Below are 24,499 nucleotides of genomic sequence, written 5' to 3'. Positions count from 1 at the left end.
TTAAGACATTTAAGTGGCCGGGAATTCAGATACCAATTGATTTGAACCAGCTGGCGATCGCTCAGCTCTTCAATAGCTTGTCCCTTGGGAATAAATCGTCGCAAAACTCGGTTACGGTTCTCATTACTACCGCGTTCATGTGGTGAATAAGCATGGGCAACTTGTTCAGGGGACCACTTCTGGACTTGAATCTTTTCCTCGACCAAGTGTTTAAGGTTTTTAGTGAGCGAAGACTTCCGCCCCCGTTGACTAACCTTTTGTTCAAAGTCAGTTTGCGCTAGCTCAGCCTGGTACTCACTATTTAGCCGGTGAAGCTCATTGAAGATAGTGGTCGTACTAAAGCCTAAGTAGTTAGCGATATACTGCAAGGAACGTTTTTCGTTATGAAGTGTTTCGATGACAACGCGGTCTGAAAATGATAATATAGTGGTGCCCATAAAGGTCCTTCTTTCAATGGAATGTTGTGGTAACACCATTAAAGACCTTTATGGTTTTTTCTGTCCACTTAATGTTCAACTTAAATTTTACAATCTGCCGAAAAAAAACTGAAGTTTTAGAGCAGGTAGCTGATGGACAATTATCACTGTTTGATCCAGTTTATGATCTGAACTTGGATCAAGAGATTACTGAAGTAGTTAAAACAACAACGACTAAGATCGTACGTCATCGACCAGCGAAGAAACAGCTAACTCGTCAAGAGTTTTTAGACCAACTTCCTCAAGTCGAGGAAGTTGTTTCTTTAAAAACGACCACCTGTCCAGATTGTCAGCACGAAATGGCTCACATTGGAAAGAGGTTGGCACGACGGGAAGCTAGACTAAAAGAGCCTGAATTGTATTGTGCCAACTTATATGAGGAAAGCTATAAGTGTAAATACTGTAGTCAAGATGGAAATGATAAATTGGTAACTAGTAAGGCACCAATGGCTTTATTACCACATAGTTACTTTTCAAGCAGTATTATGGCATTTATCGCCTATTTAAAATTTAATCTGGCGTTGCCTTTCCATCGGCAAGAAAGCTTTGTACAAGGGTTGGGATTACCTGTTAGCGCCAAGCAAATGGCCTCGAATATTATTAAAGTTAGTCAAACGTACTTAGAGCCGTTGTATCAGTATTTAAGCAATACAGTTAGACAAGAACCAGTCATTCATATAGATGAAACACCTTTTAAAGTCGTTGATAGTCCTAAATCCCAAGACTATTTCTGGGTAACGCGGACAACGAAAGAGTTTGCCCAACATCCGGTTGTAGTCTTTCATCATGCCAATACGCGTTCTGGTAGAATCATTGGACAAATAGTCGGTAATAATTATCCGGGTATTATCATGTGCGATGGGTATAAAGGGTATAGTAATCAACTCTATCCACAAGCAAAATTTGGTTCGTGCTTAGTGCATATTCGACAAGAATTTGTTCGAATTGTGCAATCATTAAGGCCAAACAGACGTAATGATTCAAAAGCTGAGCAAGCAATCGCCTTATTAGCTCCGGTTTTCCATTCGGAAAACCAGTTGAGTTATCAAACGGCCAATGAGAAGTTAGTGCAGCGGCAAATCCATGTCAAACTGCTAATGGATAAATTTTACAATTACATTAGCCAGATTAGCCAGCCGATTGGACAGTTGCGTAAGGCAATTCAGAACGCCATCCAGTTAAAATCACGAGTGTATCGTGTATTTGAAAATGGACAATTACCGTTAAGCAACAATTCAGTTGAGCAAAGTATTCGGCCATCAACACTAATTCAAAGAATTGTCTATTCGCAAAAACCGAAGAAGGTGCCAAGGCGAACGCCGTCTACTATAGCTTAGTAGAGACAGCTAAACCAGCTTAACGTCCAGCGGTACTTAGAATACTTATTTGATCACCTACCAGAGAGCAATTGTCAAGATCTGGCAGCTTTTTTGCCGTGGTCAAAAAACGTACAAGAAGAATGTCGCGAATAGAAAATCCCCGTGAAGCCATCAAGGACGGTTCTACGGGGATTTTTTGTCTGTCAATAACGTGTCAATATGGACTGCTTACCTCATTTCTATCATCTCCATGAAGTCCAATCAATAATTCTACACATCTAATTTTCAATACACGGCTTTCATAGCCAACAGACTTAGAACAGACTCTAAGCAGAATTAATGAAGTTGCCAGTTTCCCATACGACATCAAGTGTCATTAACCTAATACGACATGTCAACTTCATTACTATTTTAAATTAAAAATAGTGAAAACCAAGATTCATCAATCTCAGTTTCCACTATCTAGCTTAGTCTGTTTCCCAGCCTCTTTTTAATTTCAGTCTCTGATCAGCAGGATTCTGCTTTTGAAACTTTTAGATTAGTCTTCGCGACGCTTCTTGCGCGTACCGAACAATGCCAGCATTGATGCGATACCGGCAAAGCCTAAGCCCATTGCAGCCGTGGCTTCGTTCTTGTCGTTACCGGTTTGTGGCAGCGTTGCAGCCTTAGCAGCTTCCGTCTTAGCTGACGTTGGCGTTGCTTGGCCTTGACCAGCTGGTGACGCAGGAGTCTGTGGCTGTGCTGGTTCAGAAGGCGTCGTTGGTGTTGAAGGAGTTGTAGGCGTAGTCGGCGTCGATGAAGTATCAGGCGTCGTTGGCATTTCCTTCTTAGTGTATGGTACTGGCGTGTCCTTACCAGGATCAGCTGGTGTAACCGTGCTTGGATCAACCGGCGTGTAGCCTGGTACTTCTGGAATTGGTTCGTTTGGTACGACCTTCGTTGGATCGTTAGGGTCCGTTGGGTAGGTTGGCGTGTCGGCACCTGGAATTGGATTACCATTTGGATCAACTGGCACCAGCTTACCGTTTGGTGCGTAAGTTACCGTTTCTTCAACATTTGGATTGTCGGGCGTTGCCGTCAGTCCACCAGCAACCTTCTTGTCGGCATGGTAGCCATCAATGACTGGCGTATCTTCCGTACCGAACGTCTTGGTACCTTCCCAATCACTCATGGAGATAACTTCACCAGTTACCTTGTCAATCGTCACCGTCCGCGTGAAGGCGTCTTTTTGCGTGACAACGTTGTCACCTGGCGTCTTGTCGCCGGCCCCAACGTAATGGATCGTTTGGGTGGCATCCTTGACCAGGTTGTCGCGATTAGTCTCGGTTGGGTAAACTGGACTGTTTGGATCGTTAGGATTGATTGGTTCGCCAGGCGTTACCGGCGTTGGATCGTTAGGCGTGATCGTTTGCGTCTTGTGCTTCAAGTGAACCACAAAGTCGTTGCCAGTCTTAGCATAAGTTTGCGTACCATCGGCAAAGTCATTGGAAACCAATTCGTAGCCTTGGTCTTCATAAGCTTTGATCTTATCTGCCGTCGTGTAATTGATCTTGGAACCAATCTTACCGCTTGGCAAATTATCACTATCAAGTTCTACACCAGTAGTGTCATCGATGTACTTGATCGTACCCGATACTTGGTTGTTGCTGTAGGTTACCGTAACCGTTGTGTCGCCTTGATCTGGCGTAACGACCAGTGATGAAACATTAGCAATATCGACGTTATCATAGCCTACTGAGCTTGGATCTGCTGATTTAACGGCATCCAAGGTCTTTTCAATTGGCGTCCAGGCACGATCTGCACTTTCGGTGTCAACCTTGCCATCATTGTTGGTGTCGTAGCCCAGGATCTTGCCGGTTACCTTGTCAACGATAGCAGTCCGGGTAAATTCAGCAGTTTGAACGTATGAGCTCGTACCGTCCGGAGCACCATTAACCTTATTGCCGTTTTCATCAACGTAGTTAATCGTCCGCTTTACCGTAGCAGTCAAGTCATCCTTAGCAACACCATCTGGGTAGGTAACGTCACCCTTAGGATTGATTGGTTCGCCAGGAGTCTTAGGATCAGTTGGCGTAACAGGCATCGTCTGGTGACCATAGTAAACCTTTTCCGTCACGTTAGTGGTATTGCCGTCAACCGTAACTGCGGCCACTGAAGCGCGGTCAGGAGCCGTGTAGCCGTAGTCGGAAAGGTCGGCAGAATCCTGCTGCGTCCAGGTCTGAGCATCAACTTTCCAACTGTCATCAATCGTGTAGCTGGAACCGTCAGCTGAAACAGTACCATAACCAATAAAGTTATTCTGATCATCATAGATCTTGTTACGCGTCAGGGTTGCCGTTTGCGTAACCGTGCTTTCCAGATTAGATGGAATTGGTTCACCCGTTACACTGTCGTAGTATTCGATCGTCCGCGTAACGTCCTTGGTTTCGGCTTCCGTGTGGTAAGTTACCTGTTCGTAAACATAGTAAACATCATTAACGTTGTTGGAGCTGATCGTCCCCGTAGCATCAGATGGCGTCGTGTTGTACGTAAAGCCGTTAACGGTCGTCGTACCAGCGGTTCCCATTGACTTGTCGCTCTTAACGTAACGGTAAGTTTTACCATTGACGGTAATCGTTTCTGGGCGGTAGGTTGAGCCTGTAACATCATATGAGGTGTTGTTGCCAGAGTTTTCGTAAGCCGTTGTTGGCGTTTGGATTACCGTACCATCGCTGGTTACGTAGTTGATGCGAACCTGACCTTGCGGAGCATAGTAATACTTTACCGGTTCTTGACCAACTGCCAGACGATTGTTCAAACCATAGATAGTAAGGTATTTTTCATATCCGGTCAGCTGATCTTCAGTAAAGCCAGCATCCGTCAAATATTTAACCCCAATTGGCAGCTTTCCGTTTTGCGGCAAAGTGTAGAGCAAGAAAGCACCATTCTTATGAGTACCAGCATCATAATTACCATTGTCAGCAAACTCGCCAGGTGCCACCGGATCAGTAGTTAAAATCGTCTTCCAGATATTTTCATTATCAATGTCGTCAATGCTTGCACCTACTGCAGCTACCTTAAGCAGAATCCTAGCAGTCCCATTAGTTTCGGTAATCACATTGATTCGTGCAATCTGTAATTGATCTGACAATTGCTTCTGCGTTGAAACAATAATATCACCGACTTTGTATGAAGCCGAAAGAGTCCCAGTGGTGTTGGAAGGTGAGCTGATTAGATCAAAGCCCTTAAAGATCCGCGCACCAGAGGCAGTATAGGTATAACCTTGCCGCCCAGTCTGTTCATAGTTAGCCAGAACGGTTTCGTTGCCAGCCGCATCCTTAGCAATATATTCCGTCCGAATCGTGCTTTCGTCTGGGTACATTACGTGGACAACGGTTCCGGCCGAAGTATTGGTCCTGTTGCCAGCATCATAGATAACTTTAGAAAGCTGGGTACCTACATCAGAATTAACATTAATTTGCTTAGTAGTAACACCATTATTTGTAGTAGCGGTATAAGTCAATTGGTAATAGTGAGTAGAACCATCACTAATCACGTTTTTTAATTTATCAACTTGAACGGCAGCTCCATTTACCGTCAGTGTTCCTTGCCAAATTACTTGACCGGTATCACCATCAACCAATTGGGCATAAACCGTATCATCATATTGCCCATTCGTAGCGGCCTTGCCAGTTGAGAAACGGAAGTAGTAGTTGGTATTATTTTCACCATTATAAGTAGTAGTGCCATCCGTTGCCGCAGTCGGTCCTAAGCTGACAATCCCAAACGTGTAGCGACCATCAGTTGGATCAGCCTTGTAGCCACTTGGGATCTTGCTTTCATCTGCAACGACACTTGCCCCATTTGGATCACTCATCCCAGGAGTTACATCACTGTTGCTGATTTTGTCAGTCGCTACAATTTCACCCTTGCTTGATAATGCGTCGTCACTAGCAGCAGTAGTTGCCGCTGAAGCACTGGAAGCAGTAGATGCAGCCTGTGAGCTGTCTGCAGTTGACGTTGCGGCTGCGGATTGGCTGTCTGCTGAAGCTGAGGCAGCCGTTGCCGTTTGCGCACTGGCTGCTGCTGAACTGGTCGCCGCACTGCTGTTGGCATCGCTAGCAGCTGCAGAGTTGGCACTGCTCAGCGTAACAGTGCTGGCACTGGTATCGTTAGCAGCACTGTTTACGCTAGCCGCATCAGCACTTGTATCTGTACCAGTCGTCGTGTCGGCAGATACCTGACCATTGCTGAAGAACATCAATGTCCCCAAAAGCACGGATACCGTTCCGATGCTTAATTTACGCAGTGAGAACCGTTGAGCGCGATTGGCACTCTTTTGTTCCTGCATATATTTATTATTTTTGGAATACATATATGTAGACCTCCTAAATCTAAAATCTCAATATCGAATAAAGCTAATATCAAGGTTTTCTTGGCAACTGCTAATCTGGTGAACTTTTTGTTAATCGCTTTATAATCTATTTTCAAATCGGCAAACTTTTTCTGCCGCCTAAATTCACTTTTAATTCGATAAGCAGATTACTTTTCAACACTACTTATTGTATGTGGGAAATGGCTCTACGTCAAGTAGTGTTGATACGCAGATATGAATTTTCGCCAATTAAATAAATCCGCGTTTTAAATGCCGTAAAGTAACGATAACCACAGGCAAATCGTTTGATAGTTTTAATTCGATTATTAATCCCTTCGGTTCGACCATTTGAGAACTTCGTCTCAAAGCCACGCTTAATTCCCTCTTTAATAGCGCGCTAAAACTTGACAACGGTGGATTGTATAATGGCTGACACTGTCTGGCCGAAGTTTAAGTAATTGAAAGAAAGTTGTAAAATCACGTTGATTGTAAGCACGCTTCAAGGATTGAATAAAATTATAGGTGGCTCTTAACTCTTGGTCATATGCTAACATTAAGTCTAAGATCATAATGGAATTAACAACGCGATTAAAATAACGTCCTTCGTAATAAACTTTTGTACTTAAATTTTCCCGATCTTGAAGAAATAGCCGCCAATAACGTTTAAGGCGCCGAGCTTGTTTCTGCTCCGCAGAATCACCTTTTCGCAAACGATTGAAGACATGAATTCGCACATGATTCATCGTATCATTAAGGTATTTGGCAATATGAAAGCGATCATAGATGATTTGCGCACAAGGAAAAACGGTTTTAACTAGTTGATCATAAGCAGCGTTCATATCCATCACCAGATATTTCACCCGGCAACGAGCTTGACGAGTAAACTGTTGATAATGCTTAAATAAACTACATAATCGACGATCTTCAAGAAGCTCAAATAAGCAACTTTGATCACCATCAACGGCGATGAAACTCATCTTACCTTTAGCACTCCGCATTGACTTAAATTCATCAATACATAGCGTTTCCGGTAGATAGTTTAAATTCAGTTTATATTGATCGGCGAGGTCCAAAAGGACCCGCTGAACTGAAGCCTCACTGATAAATAAATCATGGGCAATATCTTTAATTGTTTGAATTCGAGTTAATTGAAGAATAACTTCACGCCTTAAATCGCGACTAATTGTCCGTTGCTTTTCAAAGAGATAACTAGTCGCATTAAATGTTGTATAACAGTCAGGACATTGAAATCGTTGGGTCTTAACGAGTAACACCAATGGCTGAGCCCTAAATTGACCATATTTGTGTTTAGCTCGATAAAACCCATATTTTAAGATTTGACCGCGATTAATAACTCCGCAGTTTGGACAAGCTCGCGGCGTATAAGAAAGGGTACAGGATATTTGCGCCACGCGAACATTTTTAATTACTTTATATTTAAGCCAATGATGAGGAAAATTTAAGTGAGGGTCTGTTAAATTGAGAAGAGTTCTTGTATCATTATCCATGGAGGTTACCTTCTTTACTATGTGATTTGGCGATTTCATTGTATCAGAGGGCATGCCTCTTTTTTAGTCGCGGTTTGTAAAATAAAAGGCTCCGATTCCCTAATGTAGAATCGAAGTCTTCTTTTTTTGCCAGCTTTTTTACTAATTCAGTTTATTTAAAAAATGGTGTATTTTTGGTGTACACACACCAAGATTACTAACTTTTTACAAGCTAGTAACTAAATTTGTATAAATTCACAGTGTCGTCGAAAAGCCGTCACATCAGGCTTTTAGACTACTTTTTCTTATTCTTCTTACCCTTTTTGCTATCCTTAGTTTCCTTTTCTGGACGCATTGTTGGGAAATAAAGAACATACCTATCTTCACAATTAAGTAGGGATAATATACAGAACCTGTAAAGATAATTATATTATTACTTATAGCTAAAATATGTAATTTTAAAACAATGGCGTGCCAATGTAATAACAAAAAAGGTACTACGCAATCTTAAATTACGTAGTACCTTTCGTCGTATTATCTACTGATGTTTTTGGTAGACTTTTGGTAGACAACTTGCAATAAACTGCCTTTTCTACCAAATTTACCCCTCTACAAATGCCGTTATCTTAGGCTTCCCTCTTCATGTTGTACTATAACATCATTCGTACTTAATAGATGAATACAAGGCTAAGAATGATGATCTAATAGTTAGTAAGTTACGGGCGTTGTGATTTCACGACCAACTCACGACCAAACCCGCCTAAACTATTGATATTATAAGGTTTTACAATCCTGTACTCTCCTTTTTAACGTTTTTGCTGGTATTGGTGGGTGCTAGAAAGCCCGTCATACCAGCATTTTTATTTTTTGTTTAACGCTGAAAACAGTATTTTTATAAATTTTGCGACAATTCTGCAACAAAATTTAAATAAATAATTCCCCACTTGTCCATATGAGGCTTCAAGTACCCGTCCCTTTTAGGGGCGGCTTTTTATTACTCTACAATATCTTTCCAAAAAAGAGGTAACAAAAATAGTCCAACGCATTTAAAACAGCGTTTTTCTCTGCTCTGTTCATATCTTGTGTGTACTTATTCAGCACACCCGTGATATCTGTTAAAGACTTCAGGTTCCCATTAGCATCTACAATTTCATTCTTCCTAATCCCTAGTTTGCCAAGGACTGAGTTTTTATTATCAATATTTTTTACCGCAGATACTAACGAATTAATAACCTTTCGCAGACCTGTATCCAATATGTTACCGTACGGGTTCTTTATCCTGTACTTCACTATGTTTCCATAGTGTTCAGACTATCTTTTCATTCTTGAAAGTTGACATAAAAAAAGAGTCCTCACAGACTCATCGTTGCTTAAAATTTGAATATCCATCCAAATACCCCACCAATAATTGATATTAAGCCACTTATCAAAAAGAAAGTAATAATCAGAGCGCTTGGTGAAGGTAATCCTTCAGCCGCTAAATACATACCTAGTACTAAAAAAGCAACATAGTAAAAACAATAAGCACTGCTTGCTTACCATCGCCTTTTTTCCATTTATACAGCTTCATCCATCTCACCTCCATTGGCTTTTTCCATTTATTTAAATCACTTTCAAGGAGTTTATCCTCCCTCAAATTAACAAAACACTTGTTTAAAGCGATTACTCACTAAGTGACCAGTCTTACCAAAGCCTGTCTGCTTCTAAACCTACACCCAATAAGACACCTATCGCACTAGCTATTTCTGCCAAGCTGAATTTGTCCTAGTACACCCTTGACTATAAACAGCAAGCAACTAACCTTTATCAAAAGAGATGTCTCCCTAGCAGTTAATATCAGCTAATGTGACGTCAACCTCCAACACATCTCTCCCCAGTTTTCCAGATGTATTCAATGCCTTTTATGAATGCCAAAATGCCATCATTTACACTACTAATCTTTTTGTCATATCAATATTAACCACACCATATTCTCTCCAATTTGATTGCATTCATGCTTGGATTGCCATCTTTATGCGCACCTGCATCTTCCGAAACAATATCAAACATTTTCACATGAATGTCCTGAAGTTGTTCTTCTGTAAGTTCTAACTCGATCTCTGCATCATTTTCATCAGAAATGAATTGTTTAAGATATCGAAATAACTTAGGATAAGTACTCTTTATAAATTCCATTTCTTCTACTGTAAAATAGATATAGCCTGTCTCACTCATTACTAATCTCCTTGTTCGGTACAGCATCTGCATAATCCCATGCTTCTTCAAAGCGAAAACCATCCTTTGTTAAATCACCTGTTTGAGAAACTTCACACATCAAGACATCGCCTACTGCTTCGAAAATAATATCGTACTCAGATTGATCTTCTAAATTAATATATATTTCATCATTTTTATAAATCACCTTTTTCTTTAGCAATTCAAAAAAATCAGGATATTTGACTTTGATCCAATTAAAATCTTTTTCTCTAAAAATAAGTGGCCTGATCATGACTTTAACCTCTTTGGTACTACTCCAACTTCTGATGTACAACTGGATCCAGGTACTGTTTCTTTATATAGCAATGGTAATAATCCGCTCCAAAAATACGATGATGGATTACATAATATGCTTTTGCCTGGGAAAACCGCTAAAGCTGTAATGGTATTCACTCTTAACAATGACAAACCTGTCCGCGTAACATTTGAAGACCCTGAATTCAATGTTATTGGCGTCAAAAATTATAATGTTGCTGATAAATTGAAATAATTTTAGGCCCGCATCTGCGGGCTTTTTCTATCAAATCAATTCAATTTATGAATTTTATAGATCGTTTTACAATCTTCCCGTCACATATCATGCTTTTCACACATAAAATGTTCCCCTATTGTTTTACTGCCAATTTTAAAAGATAAAATCTTTTTCGGATCCGTATACGGAATGTACATCTCATAACTTAAGCCATATGGATAAAGAACCCAGCCTTCTTTATCTCTGTAACTCTTATTATTAAAGGCTGGACCTAAATAGCATATTTTGCCGTCAATAACAATTTCTAGTTCATCCTTTACCAACAATTCAAACTTAACCACTTATTCTTTATATGCTCCATCCCCTCACTCCTTTTCCAGGTAGGTTGAGCAAAAATTGTCACTTTCTCGCCTTCTGAATAAGAATCATTACCATTATAAATAATATCCAACCGATAATTCCCTGGACCTTATCCTTTTTGCTACTGCGTAAAATAGATATTTTTCCGTGTTTAAACTTAATTTCTTTAAGAATATTTTCTTCCATCTTTACTTTCCTATTTCTTCTCCCATGCTTCTAGCAGTTTGTTAATTAACATCAAAATAACTCCTAAAATAAGCGCAATTCTTGTACTTCGCTGATACCACGCTATTTTCTCTTCATTTCTTTCATCCTTCATTATTTGTCACCACCATTTTTATCTGTAAATCGATCCTGGAAAAATTCCCGCCAGTATGGGTTTTCTTTGCTAAAAATTGCCACTTCTTCGGCAGTCATATTGTATGGATAGTCGGCAAAGAGATTATAGATTTTCTTCTTATCAAAGGAAAATAAATGTTTTCCCACTGAGTTAAAGTCATCCACCCACCAAACCGTATCTGCTTCTTTTTCTTTATAAAAATCGCCTAGCATGTGTCATTTCATCCTTCCCCTTCCTCCGCTTAACTACCGCAAGTATACAAATACTTTCTTAGTTTAGGGGGCTTTTTTTATCCCTTAATCATTGATTTTTTCTCATCATTCGTTAATCTCTCTTAATTGGTGTATAATCTAATTAATAAATTAGTAAAGGGTGAATTATATGCCAGAAGTTAGTCGTTTTTATACTAAATTCCAACCTGATCATTACGATATCTATCTTGATATCGATCGCAGTCACAAGGTCTTTTCCGGTAAAACCACTATTACTGGAACGGCACTTACACCACAAATTGCCATCCATCAAGAAGATATGACGATCGAAGCAGTCACAGTGAATGATAGTCCACTACCATTCACTACTGATGATGCCAATACCGCACTGTATATTGATCTCCCTCATGCCGGAACAGTAACATTGACAGTTACATATTCTGCTAAATTAACTGATAAGATGATGGGGATTTATCCATCATACTATACCGTCGATGGTGTCAAAAAAGAGATCATCGGGACCCAGTTTGAAACCACCGCGGCCCGTCAAGCTTTTCCATGCGTCGATGAGCCTGAAGCTAAAGCCACTTTCTCTTTAGCCATCAAATTTGATGAACACGCTGGTGAAACCATTCTCAGCAATATGCCTGAAAAAGAAGTCATCAACGGTGTTCACTACTTTGAAACCACAGTTCGCATGTCAACTTACTTAGTAGCTTTCGCCTTTGGGGAGCTCCAAAGCAAGATGACCCAAACTAAGAGCGGGGTTCAAATTGGTGTTTTTGCTACTAAGGCTCACCAGGCAAACGAACTCGACTTTGCTTTAGATATTGCCAAAAATGCCATTGAATTCTTCGAAGAGTTCTATCATACTCCATATCCACTCCCACACTCCTGGCAGCTTGCCTTACCTGATTTTAGTGCCGGGGCTATGGAAAACTGGGGCTTAGTAACTTACCGGGAAGCCTATCTTCTCTTGGATCCCGACAACACTGCGCTCGATACTAAACAAGTAGTGGCAACGGTCATCACCCACGAACTTGCTCACCAATGGTTTGGGGATCTGGTCACCATGAAATGGTGGGATGAACTCTGGTTAAACGAAAGCTTCGCCAATATGATGGAATACGTCGCTGTCGATGCTATTCGACCAGAATGGAACATCTGGGAATTATTCCAAACCAGTGAACCAACACTGGCGCTTCAACGGGATGCTACCGACGGCGTACAGCCAATTCATGTCGCAATCAATGATCCCGCCGAAATTGACACAGTCTTTGACGCGGCAATCGTTTACGCCAAAGGCTCCCGAATGCTCGTCATGGTTCGTGCCTTGATTGGTGATGAAGCCCTGCGGACTGGTTTGAAGAATTACTTTGCCCAGCACAAGTATGGTAACGCTACTGGTGACGACTTGTGGACAGCCCTCGGTGAAGCATCTGGGATTGATGTTGGCGCAATCATGAATTCCTGGCTCAAACAACCAGGCTACCCTGTCGTTACTGCTCAGGTTAATGCTGCTGGACAACTCGTCTTAACCCAAAAACAATTCTTCATCGGAGCAGGGCAAGACCAGGGACGGGTATGGCAAGTACCACTTAACAGCAACTACGAATCTGTACCACAAATCATGAAAGACCGTGAACTTGTTTTAGGTGATTATGCAAGCTTACGTGCTGAAAATGGCGAACCATTCCGCTTAAATCTCGATAACACTGCCCACTATATCGTGTACTACGATCAACAACTCTTACAAGACATCTTGGACAACGTTTCATCTCTTGATAACATCGCCCAGATGCAACTGTTGCAAGACTTGTTGTTACTAGCCAAGGGACAGGTAATCAGTTTTGCAGACTTGATCCCTGCTTTACACCTCTTTGCTGACAGTCATTCTTACATCGTTATGACTGCGCTATCTGCCGTGATCGCTGAATTAAAGCGGTTTGTCCTGCCAGATTCACCTGCTGAAAAACACCTGAAGGAATTCGTTAATAACTTGAGTGTTAATCAGGTATCCCGCCTGGGTTGGCAACCTGTTCCAGGGGAAAGTGCTGATGATGAATTAACACGGCCAATTGTTCTAAATGCCGCTCTTTATGCCGAAAATGATGCAGCTATTGCCGCTGCGCACCAGATTTATACTGCGAATAGTCAGACCCTGAGCCAACTTCCGGCTGCCACTCGGATGCTCATCTTACGCAATGAAGCCCAACACTTTGGTAACATGAACCTAGTTAAGCACTTACTGAACGAATACGTTACAACTGCTGACAGTAGTTATAAGCAGGACATCTACGCTGCCGTTACCCAAGTTAAAGGTGAAGCAGAATTGAACCATATCGTAGCTCAATTCCAAAACGCAGACGTGGTTAAGCCCCAAGATCTTCGCGCTTGGTTTAGCCAAGTTTTAGGCAATCCAAATGGTGAACAACTTGCCTGGGATTGGATTCGGAATAATTGGCAATGGTTAGAAGATACCGTTGGCGGTGACATGGAATACCCAACTTTTGTCACAGTAATTGCACGGTATTTCAAGACCAAAGAACGCCTTGAGGAATTCAAGGAATTCTTCACACCGAAGTTAAAAGAAGCTATCTTGACCCGTGAAATCCAGATGGATACCAACCTGATTGCCGGTCGGGTAGCTTTGATTGCTGACCAAGCACCAGCTGTTCAAACTGCTTTGGCACAAGCTTTACAATAATAAACTACAAAAAAGCCTCCAAGAAAATCTTGGAGGTTTTTTGTGCTTAAATTTAATTATTTTCCAACCATGTGGCAGCTGCCTTCAATGCTGCAGCAATTCCTTCTGGTTTCTTACCACCGGCTTGGGCCAGGTCCGGACGACCGCCACCGCCACCACCAACAAGTGGGGCAATATCCTTAATCAAAGCACCGGCCTTGATTCCGGACTTAACCGCTGCTGGCGAAGCAGCAACAATCAAGTTTACCTTACCACCATCAGCTTTAGTGGCCAGAACTAAAACATCAGAAAGCTCTTGCGTCTTCCATTGATCGGCCAATTGGCGTAGTTGACCCATGCCTGAAACGTTAACCTGGGCTGCAATCAATTTCTTGCCATTAACCGTTTGAACATTCTTGAACACATCAGAGGCCTGTTGGCTAGCAAACTTATCTTCTAGAGCCTGCTTTTCTTGTTCCAGCTTCTTGATTTGGTCTTGTAATTGTTCCACTTTCCGCGGTGTATCTTCAATCTTAGTTGTCTTAAGATCAGCAGCAACTTGGTTCAATACTTGGTTCCGCTTCTCTAAGAATTCAAAGGCTTCCTTGGAAGTTACGGCTTCAATTCTTCTTACCCCAGCACCAACACCTGATTCAGAAACAATCTTGAACAAGCCAATCTCAATGGTATTGTCAACGTGGTTTCCCCCACAGAATTCCATTGAGTAATCGCCAGCTTTAACTACCCGGACAGTATCCCCATACTTTTCGGAGAATAAAGCAATGGCGCCCATCTTCTTGGCAGATTCAATATCTGTTACGACTGTTTCAACCGGCAAACTTGCCCAAATCTTTTCGTTGACAATGTTTTCGACTTGGTGAAGTTGTTCTTGACTCACTGAACCCAAGTTAGTGAAGTCAAACCGCAGGTATGTTGGTTCAACCAACGACCCTGCTTGGTGGGTATGCTCACCCAAGACATCCCGTAATGCTTGGTCTAACAAGTGGGTAGCTGTGTGGTTCTTCCGCACTTTTTCATGGAACATTCGGTCAACAACCAGCGTATATTCTGCGCCTTGCTTCATCGGAGCCACTACTTCAACCGTGTGCATGTTCTGACCATTTGGTGCATGTTGGACATCCGTTACTTTTGCAACCACATTGCCAGCTGCATCCTGGATCAGTCCTTGGTCAGCAACCTGACCACCCATTTCAGCGTAGAATGGGGTCCGATCAAAGATCATATCGGCTGTCCCAGCTGTAACTTCGGTTACCAGTTCATTGTCAACGATGATGTCTTTCAAGACACCAGTTGTTTCTAATTCAGAGTAACCAACATATTCACTTGGGGTCTTGATTTCTGTTAAAAGACCATTTTGTACGCCCATGGACTTGGCATTGGACCGGGCAGCCCGTGCCCGTTCTTGCTGTTCTTTCATTTTAGCAGCGAAGCCTTTTTCATCAACACCCAGACCTTCGTCATCAGCATATTCCTTGGTCAATTCCAGTGGGAATCCGTAAGTGTCATACAGTTTGAAGACTGGGGCTCCAGGTAGTTCAGTCCCGTTTTGTTGCTTAACTTCCGCAATCAAACTGTTCAATAAGTCCAAGCCGTCCTTCAATGTTTCATTGAAACGATCTTCTTCCATACGAATTACCTTGGCAATGAAATCAGCTTGTTCCAATACTTCTGGGTAAGCAGCTTGCATAATTTGACCCACAACTGGAACTAGTTTGTACATAAAGGCCCCTTGAATGCCTAGCTTTTGCCCGTGCATTACTGCCCGCCGGATCAACCGCCGAATAACGTAGCCCCGTCCGTCATTGGATGGAAGAGCGCCATCACCGATGGCGAAGGTTACAGCCCGTGCGTGGTCCGCAATTACCTTGTAGGAAACATCTAATTCTGGATCCTCGCCGTACTTTTTATTGTTGTCCATCTTTTCCGTTGCTCGGATGATTGGCAAGAATAAGTCTGTTTCGAAGTTTGTTGGTGCGTTTTGGAAGATTGATGTAATCCGTTCCAACCCCATCCCCGTATCAATGTTTTTATGTGGTAATGGTTCATACGTACCATCTGGCTTGTGGTTGAACTGGGAGAACACAATGTTCCAAATTTCTAAATAACGTTCGTTTTCGCCGCCAGGATAACTTTCTGGGTCATCTGCGGGAAGGTTATTCATTTCTTGACCACGATCATAGAAAATTTCAGAGTCAGGACCGGAAGGACCTTCACCAATATCCCAGAAATTATCTTCTGCTTCATAGATGTGGTCTGAGGCTACCCCGACTTCTTGCCAGAACTCTTTGGCGTCCGTATCCTTAGGATAAACGGTGATGTAGAGCTTTTCTGGTTCAAAAGCAAACCATTCTGGGCTCGTCAATAATTCCCAGGCCCAAGTGATCGCTTCCTTCTTGAAATAATCCCCCACTGAGAAGTTCCCCAACATTTCAAACATCGTATGGTGCCGTGCTGTCCGTCCCACGTTTTCAATGTCATTAGTCCGAATTGACTTTTGCGAACTAGTTAAACGCCGGTTCTTGGGTACAACTGACCCATCAAAATACTTCTCCATCGTTGCGACCCCAGAGTTAATCCACAACAATGTTGGGTCATCGTGCGGAACTAATGGCGCACTCTTTAAAACATCGTGCCCTTTACTCTTGAAAAAGTCTAAATACATCTGCCGAATTTCAGCACTACTTAGTTTTTTCATCATTGCCACCCTTTCATCAGTAAACAAAAAACACCGCTGCTAATAAGGACGCATGACACGCGGTACCACCTTACTTGCAACGATGTTGATCGTTAACCTCTTAAATTCTCACCAATCAAGATGAGCTTGTATCCAATTATTATTAATCCCTCAAGGAGCACTGTAAGTAATCCTATCGACTTTCACAACAACCGTCTTCTCTGAAAATAGTTAATTATCTTACAGCATATCTTGAATACATTTAGTATATAAATCATTGAGCAATCTGTCAATTTGAATATTCTACCGCGAGGTTAATAAACGATAGTATTTAAACTAACTACTCATCTACTCTTTAGAATTACTAATTAATACCGCTTAGTTAGTCGCGCTTTTTGAGGAAACCTAATCCTAGCAAACCTAAGATCATTGAGAAGAATCCAGCATAAGCAAAATCATCCTCATTGTCACCAGTCTGCGGTAACTTACGATCTTTGTTTTCAGTTTCACGAGCAGTATTATTAGTATTCTTGCCCGTAGCAGCTGGTGCATCTGGAGTTAAGTTACCGTCCTTATTAGGTTCTGCCGGCTGATTATCGCCAGGGGTTTGAGTTGCTGGTTCAGTAACCTTTTCATAAACAACTGTTACTTCTGAATTATGATCTGCAGTAAAGTTATCATTATTCAAAGTTAATCCTGAACCTGGAACCAGTGCTGGGTTTGGATTTTGGTAACCAGAAATAGCTGGGCTAGCTACCTTATCAAAGTTCAATGTTTCTTGATATGCAGGATCCCAAACAATTTCACCCGTAACTAGGTCTTTGTCACCCTTTTGCTTGAACGTAAGGGTTTGACTTTGATCTGGATGAATTGTATTTCCATCTTGGTCAACATAGTGAATGGTCTGCGTTGCGGTTTGACTCCGTTCAACATCCATGTGCTCGTGTCCCAAGTGGATAACAACTGTGTCTCCATCAACCAGGAAGTGATAACTATACCCTTGATCAGCTTGGGTCAAGTTAGGGTTGTTGTCGACCTTCTTGAATTGGTAGTTTTCTGGAATAGTTGGCGTAATTGTAGTGTATTCATCATACTTACCCGTCAATGTTCCAGTTAATTCTGGTAATTCAGTTGGGTTACCATCTGCATCTAACTTGTCATCATCAACATACTTGACATTAATCGTCCGATCTTCAGCCTGGTAATGAATATCTACGATTTCATTTGGTGTATCATGAGCGATAACCTTGCTTTGAACTGCCTTTGTATCGGCCTGATAACCAGTAAGTTCTGGTGCAGTAAAGGCATTCCAACTACTATTAGCCTGGTCGGCATTTGTTCCCTCATCAGTGATTGTCCAATTGCTGTAAGTCTTAGCATTGGTTACCAAATCAGTGTCAACTGATCTACTAAAGTTCAACTGTTGTACTGTGGTTTCAACTTTTCCGTCTGGCATGTGAACGTTAATCGTTCTTGTTGGCGCAGAAGTTTCTGTATTCTGAACATGCTTATGCTTGAGGTAAATTGTAATCACATTATCCTCATCCTTATCACTAACCACGTGATTAATCGGATTAGTTGACTTCAGGTAATATTTACCTTCTTCATTAGCGATCAAGCTTGGAACAACCGTTACATTTTCGCCGAAACTACTATTGATATCATTGCCATAACGCACAATTTCATTATTGTTATCTTCGTCAAGGTAAACAACCTTAACCGTCTGTTGGTTAGCATGATATGTTACTACATAGTCAAAGTTAATCCCGTTCTTCAGGTATTCCGCCATCTGCTCTGGACTAGCACTGCTCAATTCACTTAATGTAACTTGAGCACCACCAACTACTCCCATATCAGGTTGATAACCCCGAACATTTGGAGAGATTATCTTATTAAAGGTGTAATCATTACCGGTCCATGCAGAGTAGGTCTTTTCATTCGTGACCATGTCCGTTTTAACCGTGCGTGTAAAGTCAAGGTCTTTGCTAGTGACATTAGGCTTTGGTGTTTGCTGACCAGCACCTTGGTAAGTTACAGTTTGACTAGCCTTGATAGATTGTGTTTCTTGGCTAGTTTCAATCTTGTGGCCTAAGTGAATGACAACCTCGTGCGTTCCTGGCTGGAATGTATATGTGTATGCCATGTTGGAAGCTACTTGCTTACCGTCTAAATCGATTCGATTATTGTAAACATAGTTTTCTGGCACTTTGACACTAATAGTATCTGTGGTATCAGTAGCTCCATTGAGGGTTGTAGTAGTACCCACTTGTTTGCCACCTTCGTCATCATCAACATACTTAACAGTTACATTCTGCGCTTGGGCTAAGTAATTGACATCGATTACTACGTTATGGTCAGTAATAGCAACAGTCTTTTGGTTAATTGAGTCCAAAGCGAACTTATTGTTTTGATCAGTAGTATCCTCAATCTGTATCCCGTATCCTGGAATTGTCATTGGTGAGTATTGAGCCCATGTATCCGTCTTGCCATCTGGAGTTGTGACTGTAGTACTTACAGTTGCCCCCGTCACCTTGTCAATTACAGATACAACATGGAAATCAGCATTTTGGAGAACTTGTTCAGTTTGACCTGTTGGCTTATGAACATTAATTGTTCTTGTGATGGTCTTGTCATTTTCAGTATTTGTAGTTGCATGTTGATAGTAAACATTAACTATTGTTTGTGCCTTATTGACATCGGCAGCTGCTGAAGCAACTTGGGCCATCTTTTGGTGCTGTTCATCAGTTGGTCCGGTATACCCGTACTTAGAAAGGTCATAGTTATCTACTTCTGCAAAGTTACCATCTGCTACATACCCAGCCACTGAATTAGGATCAGTATCATGGATGTATCCGTCGGTAGTGATTAATGCATTGCCATTAACTTGGTCCGAACTAGCATAACCCAAGAGTTCATGAGTTACCTTGTCATAGACTGCATACCGATTAAAGTTAACGGTCTGAGTCTTAGTACCTGGTTCTGTAATGGTAATACCTGGGTGGTGAACATCACTGATTAATTGGTGTTCATTTTCATCGTAATAATTAATCGTTCTAGTGACACTCTTAACCTGCTTGTCTAACGCTATATCATGAGCAATGTGGAGCGTTACAACTTGTGGCACTTGATCATCATTAGGATCAGTAATGGCTACATTGTTTGTAGCGTTATCTGTATTATCGTATCTGTCAGCCAGTTGGTCGAGATCATCACTAACGAACTTGTACCCCTTAGCTAAGTAGTAACTCTTCAAGGCAGCTAACTTATCACTTACCTGGCCTTTGATGACTACTTGGTCACTGACACCCGGGATAGTAACAAGTATTCCTTGCTTTTCCAGTTCCTTGATTTCGTCATCGGTTAGAAGCTGGGTCTTGGTAGTATCGTCATAGACATTGAACTTAATCTGTTGTGGCACAGGAACATATGTCACTTCAACAGTTACATCCTTGTCATTAGGACCGACCTGGACGCCAGGAACCTTGATCCCAGCATTGTCGTCAACCTTGATAGTGTAGCCTGGAATATGAACTGGTGTGTATTCAGCCCAGGATCCTGTACCTGGATGATCAGTATCAACTGGTGCATCTGCCACAATTCTAGCTGACAACTGTTGCCCAGTATATAAGTCCGTTAACCAGTAAACAGTAAATGGAACATCTTGCTGGATTGTTGCTTCACTCTGTCCACCTTGTAACCGGGTACCTGGATAAGTTACATGAATTGTTCTTGTAACATGGAGCTTATCTTGACTTTCAATTTCTTTTTTCTCATGTACATAGTGGTAAACAACAGTTACGTCTTTTCCTGCTGTTATCCCTGTTGGTTCCCCTTCCACATTCTTGAAGAGAATATGTGCTGGAACATCACTAGCATCTAAGGCATTAAGTGAGGTATGGGTCGCCAGATTTTATAAAGTCAACGTTATCTTGTTTTAATGGGTTACTGTTATTGTCATCATCAACCCACTTGGTAGTAACATCAACGTATCTTTGTACAGAGAGCTTCAAGCTACTTTCGTTGTCGTTATATGGCATTTCGGAAATACCTGTTGAGGATGTGAGATCACCTGAAAATACTTCCCGAATCTTAAGATTTGCCAGTGATACACCATCTTGCATCCCAGTGATGATGTAGCCTAGTTCTGCTTTAGCCAAAGCATAAGGCTTCATCACATCTGACTGCAACATAACCGCCTTGATCTGGGACCAATCCTTTACTTGATCAGCGGTAACGAAGTCCTTCAGGTCATCAACAGTAACAACCTTACCTGTGAAGTGCTTAGTTGAGAACTTCAAAGTCCCGTTACCACTGTTATCAATCTCAACCTTATCGGTACCCTTACCAGTTAAGTGCATCGTAATTAAGTCGCCACTATCTAAATCAGGCAAGTCAATCACATTGTATGAATACTTGGAAGTACCCTTATCGCTTAGGTAATTGATTAATACCAGGTCACCAGTATAGCCATCCTTCTTATGAGCAGTGTCATAATTGTTGGTTGCCGGGGTATCCTCTGGGTCTTCACTAGAGTAATCAACATTGAGGTCACCCTTAATCCGATTATCCTTACCATAAGTGGATGGTGAAGTTAGGATGTAGTTAAGCCCATTATTAGCGCCCGGTAAACCATAAATCATCGAGATAAGCTTGTACTGGTCACCATTCTTGAAAGTGAAGTCCTTTGCCTGGTCACTGGCATGGTTTACATCGTCCACCTTATAAAGGAGTTCTTGTCCCTTTTCGTCCTTAAGTTTAGGGTTATTCTTGATGGCTTCGCTTCTGTCTGCCCAATAGCCAACTACATCGTTACCCTTGACTTCGCCAGGATTCTTATATTGATATCTACCTGGTAATTGTTTCTTGTTAGCTGTAATCGTCATTGTCGATTGTGGAGTTGCACCACCAACCCAAACAGGACGACCATAACTTGGGGTAAAGGTTAAATCAATGCGGAAGACATGTTCGCCATTCTTTCCGATATAACCCAAGTCAGTTAACGTAGCTAACTTATTCTTCAATAAGTCATCAGGGGCGCCACCAACCCATTGTGAAACTTGCGTAATATGAATATCATTTTTATCGATATCAAAGCCCTTAGGAATGACAATTATATATGAACTAGAATCATTAGTTGGTGCAGTTGCATTTTGCAGAACGTAGCGAATTTCAGCTTTGTTCCCATTATTAACAGTGTCTGTTGGTTGGTAAGCACCATCTTTAAAGCCAAAGACCCCACCAGTAAAGAGGATTGACTTAGAAGCTGGATTCTTAACAGTTAATTCCTGCTTAACATCAACGGTATCGCTAACTTGGTCTGAATTAAACATCAATTGGTAGTCGGCGTGGTCGCCATCTTTTTTGTTTAAAATACCATTGCTGTTATAAGTTGCGAGCACCTTGGTCCCAGCAAAGATGTTATCAAACACGAAGTCAATAGCCGTGATATTGCTACCATCTTCATTAATCCCTGATCCTGCTGGGAAAGTAACAAAGGTACTAGTATCGCCCTGGTTAACACCTAGTTGCACCTTCTGGCCATTAGCCAAAGTTACCATAACGCTGGCAATCCGGTTCTTTTGGTTTGTTTGGATATTAATCCCGTATTGACCATTGCGCTTAACAAAGACTGTTCCTTCTTCAACAATAAAATGAACCTTGACGTTGGTTTGCTCTTCATTACCTTTATTGAAGACTTGAATAGCCCGTTCTTGCTGATAATCTAAGTAAGGATTGTCGGTGTCATGCTTGCCATTATTTACCTTATCAACAAAGATATTATTCTTTTCATCAACGGTATATGAAGCTTCAAGGTCTGGCGCTTTTTGTCCAGTAACTGCTAGTCCAACATGTTTAACGTCACCAGTGAAAACTAGGTCCTTATCGGTTACATTATGATCGTTATTCTTGTTAGTCACATGATAAGTCACAGTTGCTTGGAAGTTATTATTCTCAGCAGCTAAATTATTCTGATAACTTCCAAATAAGACAATTTCATTCCCATTCAAGAGGGACTGATCAAGATTGTTAAATGTGATTGTAACTGGACTGCCTGCACCGGCTTGTTCTATCTTCAAATATTCTGGATTGTTGACCAAAGTATAGAAGGTCTTATCATCATCACCAATGTTTTGTCCGGCAACCAAGCCAAAGTTATTTGCGTCAACCACAAAACCAGCCGGAACATCAAGATTGATTGTCCCTGAGAACTGGTTCCCGTCCTTAGCACCATTATTGTTAAGAGCAATGGCAATTGGGTACTTTTCATTGACTGATAAAGGACCCTTTTGATTGTCATCAAAAAGTGGTGTTGCATTAGTAAATTGTGCTTTTTCCCCGATAGTATAAGTTAAGCGTCCAACTTCAACCCCATTCTTTTTGAGGACAACATAGAACTTGGTCCCCTCTGCAAAGAAGCCCCAATCACTAATTGTTGGATTCAAAGTCAAATTGAAAGTGGTTGATGACTTTTGCTTGATGTGGTATGTAAAAGTTGTATCCTGGAAATTCTTATTTGTTGCAAATCCAGGGTCAGTAACTTTTGTGACTGATGATGTAACGTCATACTTCCCATCTAAACTCCGGTCAGTTGTACCAGTAAAGATATATGGAACTTCAACGGTAAATTCATCGTCCCGGTTAGCTGCTACAATAACTGAAATAGCCCGGTTCCCACTATCCCCGTGGTTCAAGGTCACATTGCTACTGGCTTCATTTTCATCGATAATTTCCGCTTGATTTGCTACAGCCCGCTTAGCGCGAACTGTAGATGAAGCAGGTGTATTAGTAGATGTTGGCTGTTTACCTTGGGTAGTAGTTGGTTGAGCAGTCTTATTATCAACTGATGTAGTATCACTTTGACCAGGATTATTAGTAGTCGTAGTGGTTTCATTAGTAGTATTTGCATTACCAGCAGTTGCCTGTGAATTACTACTTGTAGCATCAGTATTTGCTGTGTTCGCTTTATTAGCTAAAACAACAGTAGTATCTTGTCTACTAGTCACATCAGGTGAACTAGTCTCCTTATTAACTACCTGATTGCTCGTGGCATCGCTGATATTATCAGCCTTAACGAAGCTGCCACTATTCACTAAGAAAAATGATCCCAGTAAAACTGAGACTGTCCCGATTGTTTTCTTACGGATTCCGTAACGGTTTTGTTTTTCCCATAGTGGGGGAAAGTTGAGATTTCTTCTAGATCTCTTCCCTAACATCTATATCCCTTCCATCTATTTAATACCATTTTAATAATTAATAATCCTTTAAGTATATTATACTTAAATAAATTAAACCCATCAATCCAGAGAATGCCTTTTCTCCTGTGTTTGTCCCACCATTTGTACTTATTTTTTAGCTATTTTTCAGGTCATTACTGCCTCCTTTTCTTTTTTCCAAATGTGCACCTTCCGTAGGACTATACTTGGTAGTTTATTTAAAATAAGGTGCGATTCTGCTTGTAAAATGCTAATTTTTCCAATAAAAAAGACGGAATTCTAATAAAAATCCCGTCTGCTATTTAATAAACGCTGATTGTAAAATCAAATTGAACACTGTTCCGATCTAGTAAGTGAAAATCGTTTTTACTGGATCAGAGCACAAAAAATCCATTTCAACCTTCTGGTAGAATATGAATTACCACAAAACATTTCTAGAGAGGTTAAAATGGATCATTCATATTCTAACACTAAACCACACCAAAAGGGAAAGCACCTTTCAAAGGATGATCGAATTACAATTCAAGTGATGCATTCTATTGGCTGCTCAAACCGTGCCATTGCTAGAGAGCTTAACTGCTCGCCAAGTACAATCGGATATGAGCTCAAAAGAGGCACCGTATCCCTT

General features: G+C 41.3%; 11 protein-coding genes and 2 pseudogenes. 4 read left to right on the top strand and 9 right to left on the bottom strand.

Translation table 11 applies throughout. The annotated features are described in order from the left end of the window. Positions 1–437: helix-turn-helix domain-containing protein (locus G541_RS0106935; protein WP_027826960.1), on the bottom strand; the 437-nt coding region annotated here is incomplete at its 3' end. A 26-nt stretch (positions 438–463) separates the two neighbouring features. On the opposite strand from G541_RS0106935, the gene tnpC reads away from it, so the two are divergent. Together tnpC and G541_RS10645 are read left to right on the top strand one after the other, a co-directional pair. Continuing rightward, positions 464–1,813 carry an IS66 family transposase gene (tnpC, locus tag G541_RS09580; protein WP_258409050.1) on the top strand — a complete coding sequence of 450 codons (1,350 nt, stop codon included), beginning with the start codon at positions 464–466 and terminating at the stop codon, positions 1,811–1,813. A gap of 21 nt (positions 1,814–1,834) precedes the next feature. Next, a pseudogene (locus tag G541_RS10645) lies at positions 1,835–1,948 on the top strand (hypothetical protein); the annotation flags it as partial. A 385-nt stretch (positions 1,949–2,333) separates the two neighbouring features. On the opposite strand, the gene G541_RS0106925 reads toward G541_RS10645, so the two are convergent. The 5 genes and pseudogenes from G541_RS0106925 to G541_RS0106875 form a co-directional block, all read right to left on the bottom strand. After that, positions 2,334–6,149 carry a mucin-binding protein gene (locus tag G541_RS0106925; protein WP_027826959.1) on the bottom strand — a complete coding sequence of 1,272 codons (3,816 nt, stop codon included), beginning with the start codon at positions 6,147–6,149 and terminating at the stop codon, positions 2,334–2,336. Positions 6,150–6,360: 211 nt separating this feature from the next. Continuing rightward, positions 6,361–7,657: pseudogene (locus G541_RS09575) on the bottom strand (ISL3 family transposase). Positions 7,658–9,592: 1,935 nt separating this feature from the next. Next, entirely contained in the window at positions 9,593–9,850 is a 258-nt protein-coding gene (locus G541_RS0106905; protein ID WP_027826957.1) for a hypothetical protein, read from the bottom strand. Continuing rightward, entirely contained in the window at positions 9,843–10,124 is a 282-nt protein-coding gene (locus G541_RS0106900) for a hypothetical protein (RefSeq protein WP_027826956.1), read from the bottom strand. The genes G541_RS0106905 and G541_RS0106900 overlap by 8 nt, the downstream gene beginning before the upstream one ends. A gap of 918 nt (positions 10,125–11,042) precedes the next feature. After that, entirely contained in the window at positions 11,043–11,276 is a 234-nt protein-coding gene (locus G541_RS0106875; RefSeq protein WP_027826954.1) for a DUF7675 family protein, read from the bottom strand. A 169-nt stretch (positions 11,277–11,445) separates the two neighbouring features. Here G541_RS0106875 and G541_RS0106870 point away from each other — a divergent pair, with 169 nt between their 5' ends. Beyond that, positions 11,446–13,983, top strand: a complete 2,538-nt coding sequence (locus G541_RS0106870; protein ID WP_027826953.1) for a M1 family metallopeptidase — start codon at positions 11,446–11,448, stop codon at positions 13,981–13,983. 52 nt (positions 13,984–14,035) lie between these two features. Here the strand turns inward: G541_RS0106870 and alaS are convergent, their stop codons facing one another. From alaS to G541_RS0106855, 3 genes are all read right to left on the bottom strand, one after another. Continuing rightward, complete coding sequence (alaS, locus tag G541_RS0106865) at positions 14,036–16,678, bottom strand: alanine--tRNA ligase (protein ID WP_027826952.1); 2,643 nt, start codon at positions 16,676–16,678, stop codon at positions 14,036–14,038. A 361-nt stretch (positions 16,679–17,039) separates the two neighbouring features. Then, positions 17,040–20,495, bottom strand: a complete 3,456-nt coding sequence (locus tag G541_RS0106860) for a mucin-binding protein (protein ID WP_027826951.1) — start codon at positions 20,493–20,495, stop codon at positions 17,040–17,042. Positions 20,496–20,541: 46 nt separating this feature from the next. Next, a complete protein-coding gene (locus G541_RS0106855) occupies positions 20,542–23,871 on the bottom strand; it encodes a YSIRK-type signal peptide-containing protein (protein ID WP_027826950.1) in 3,330 nt (1,109 codons plus the stop codon). Positions 23,872–24,319: 448 nt separating this feature from the next. On the opposite strand from G541_RS0106855, the gene G541_RS10210 reads away from it, so the two are divergent. Next, positions 24,320–24,499, top strand: a 180-nt coding sequence (locus G541_RS10210) for a helix-turn-helix domain-containing protein (protein ID WP_155824530.1), incomplete at its 3' end; no start/stop codon positions are given.

The organism is Ligilactobacillus saerimneri DSM 16049 (assembly GCF_000423265.1).
In the GTDB taxonomy this organism is placed as follows: Bacteria; Bacillota; Bacilli; order Lactobacillales; family Lactobacillaceae; genus Ligilactobacillus; species Ligilactobacillus saerimneri.
The sequence above is the reverse complement of the archived record's forward strand: the minus strand, read 5'-3'. Positions and strand labels throughout refer to the sequence as shown.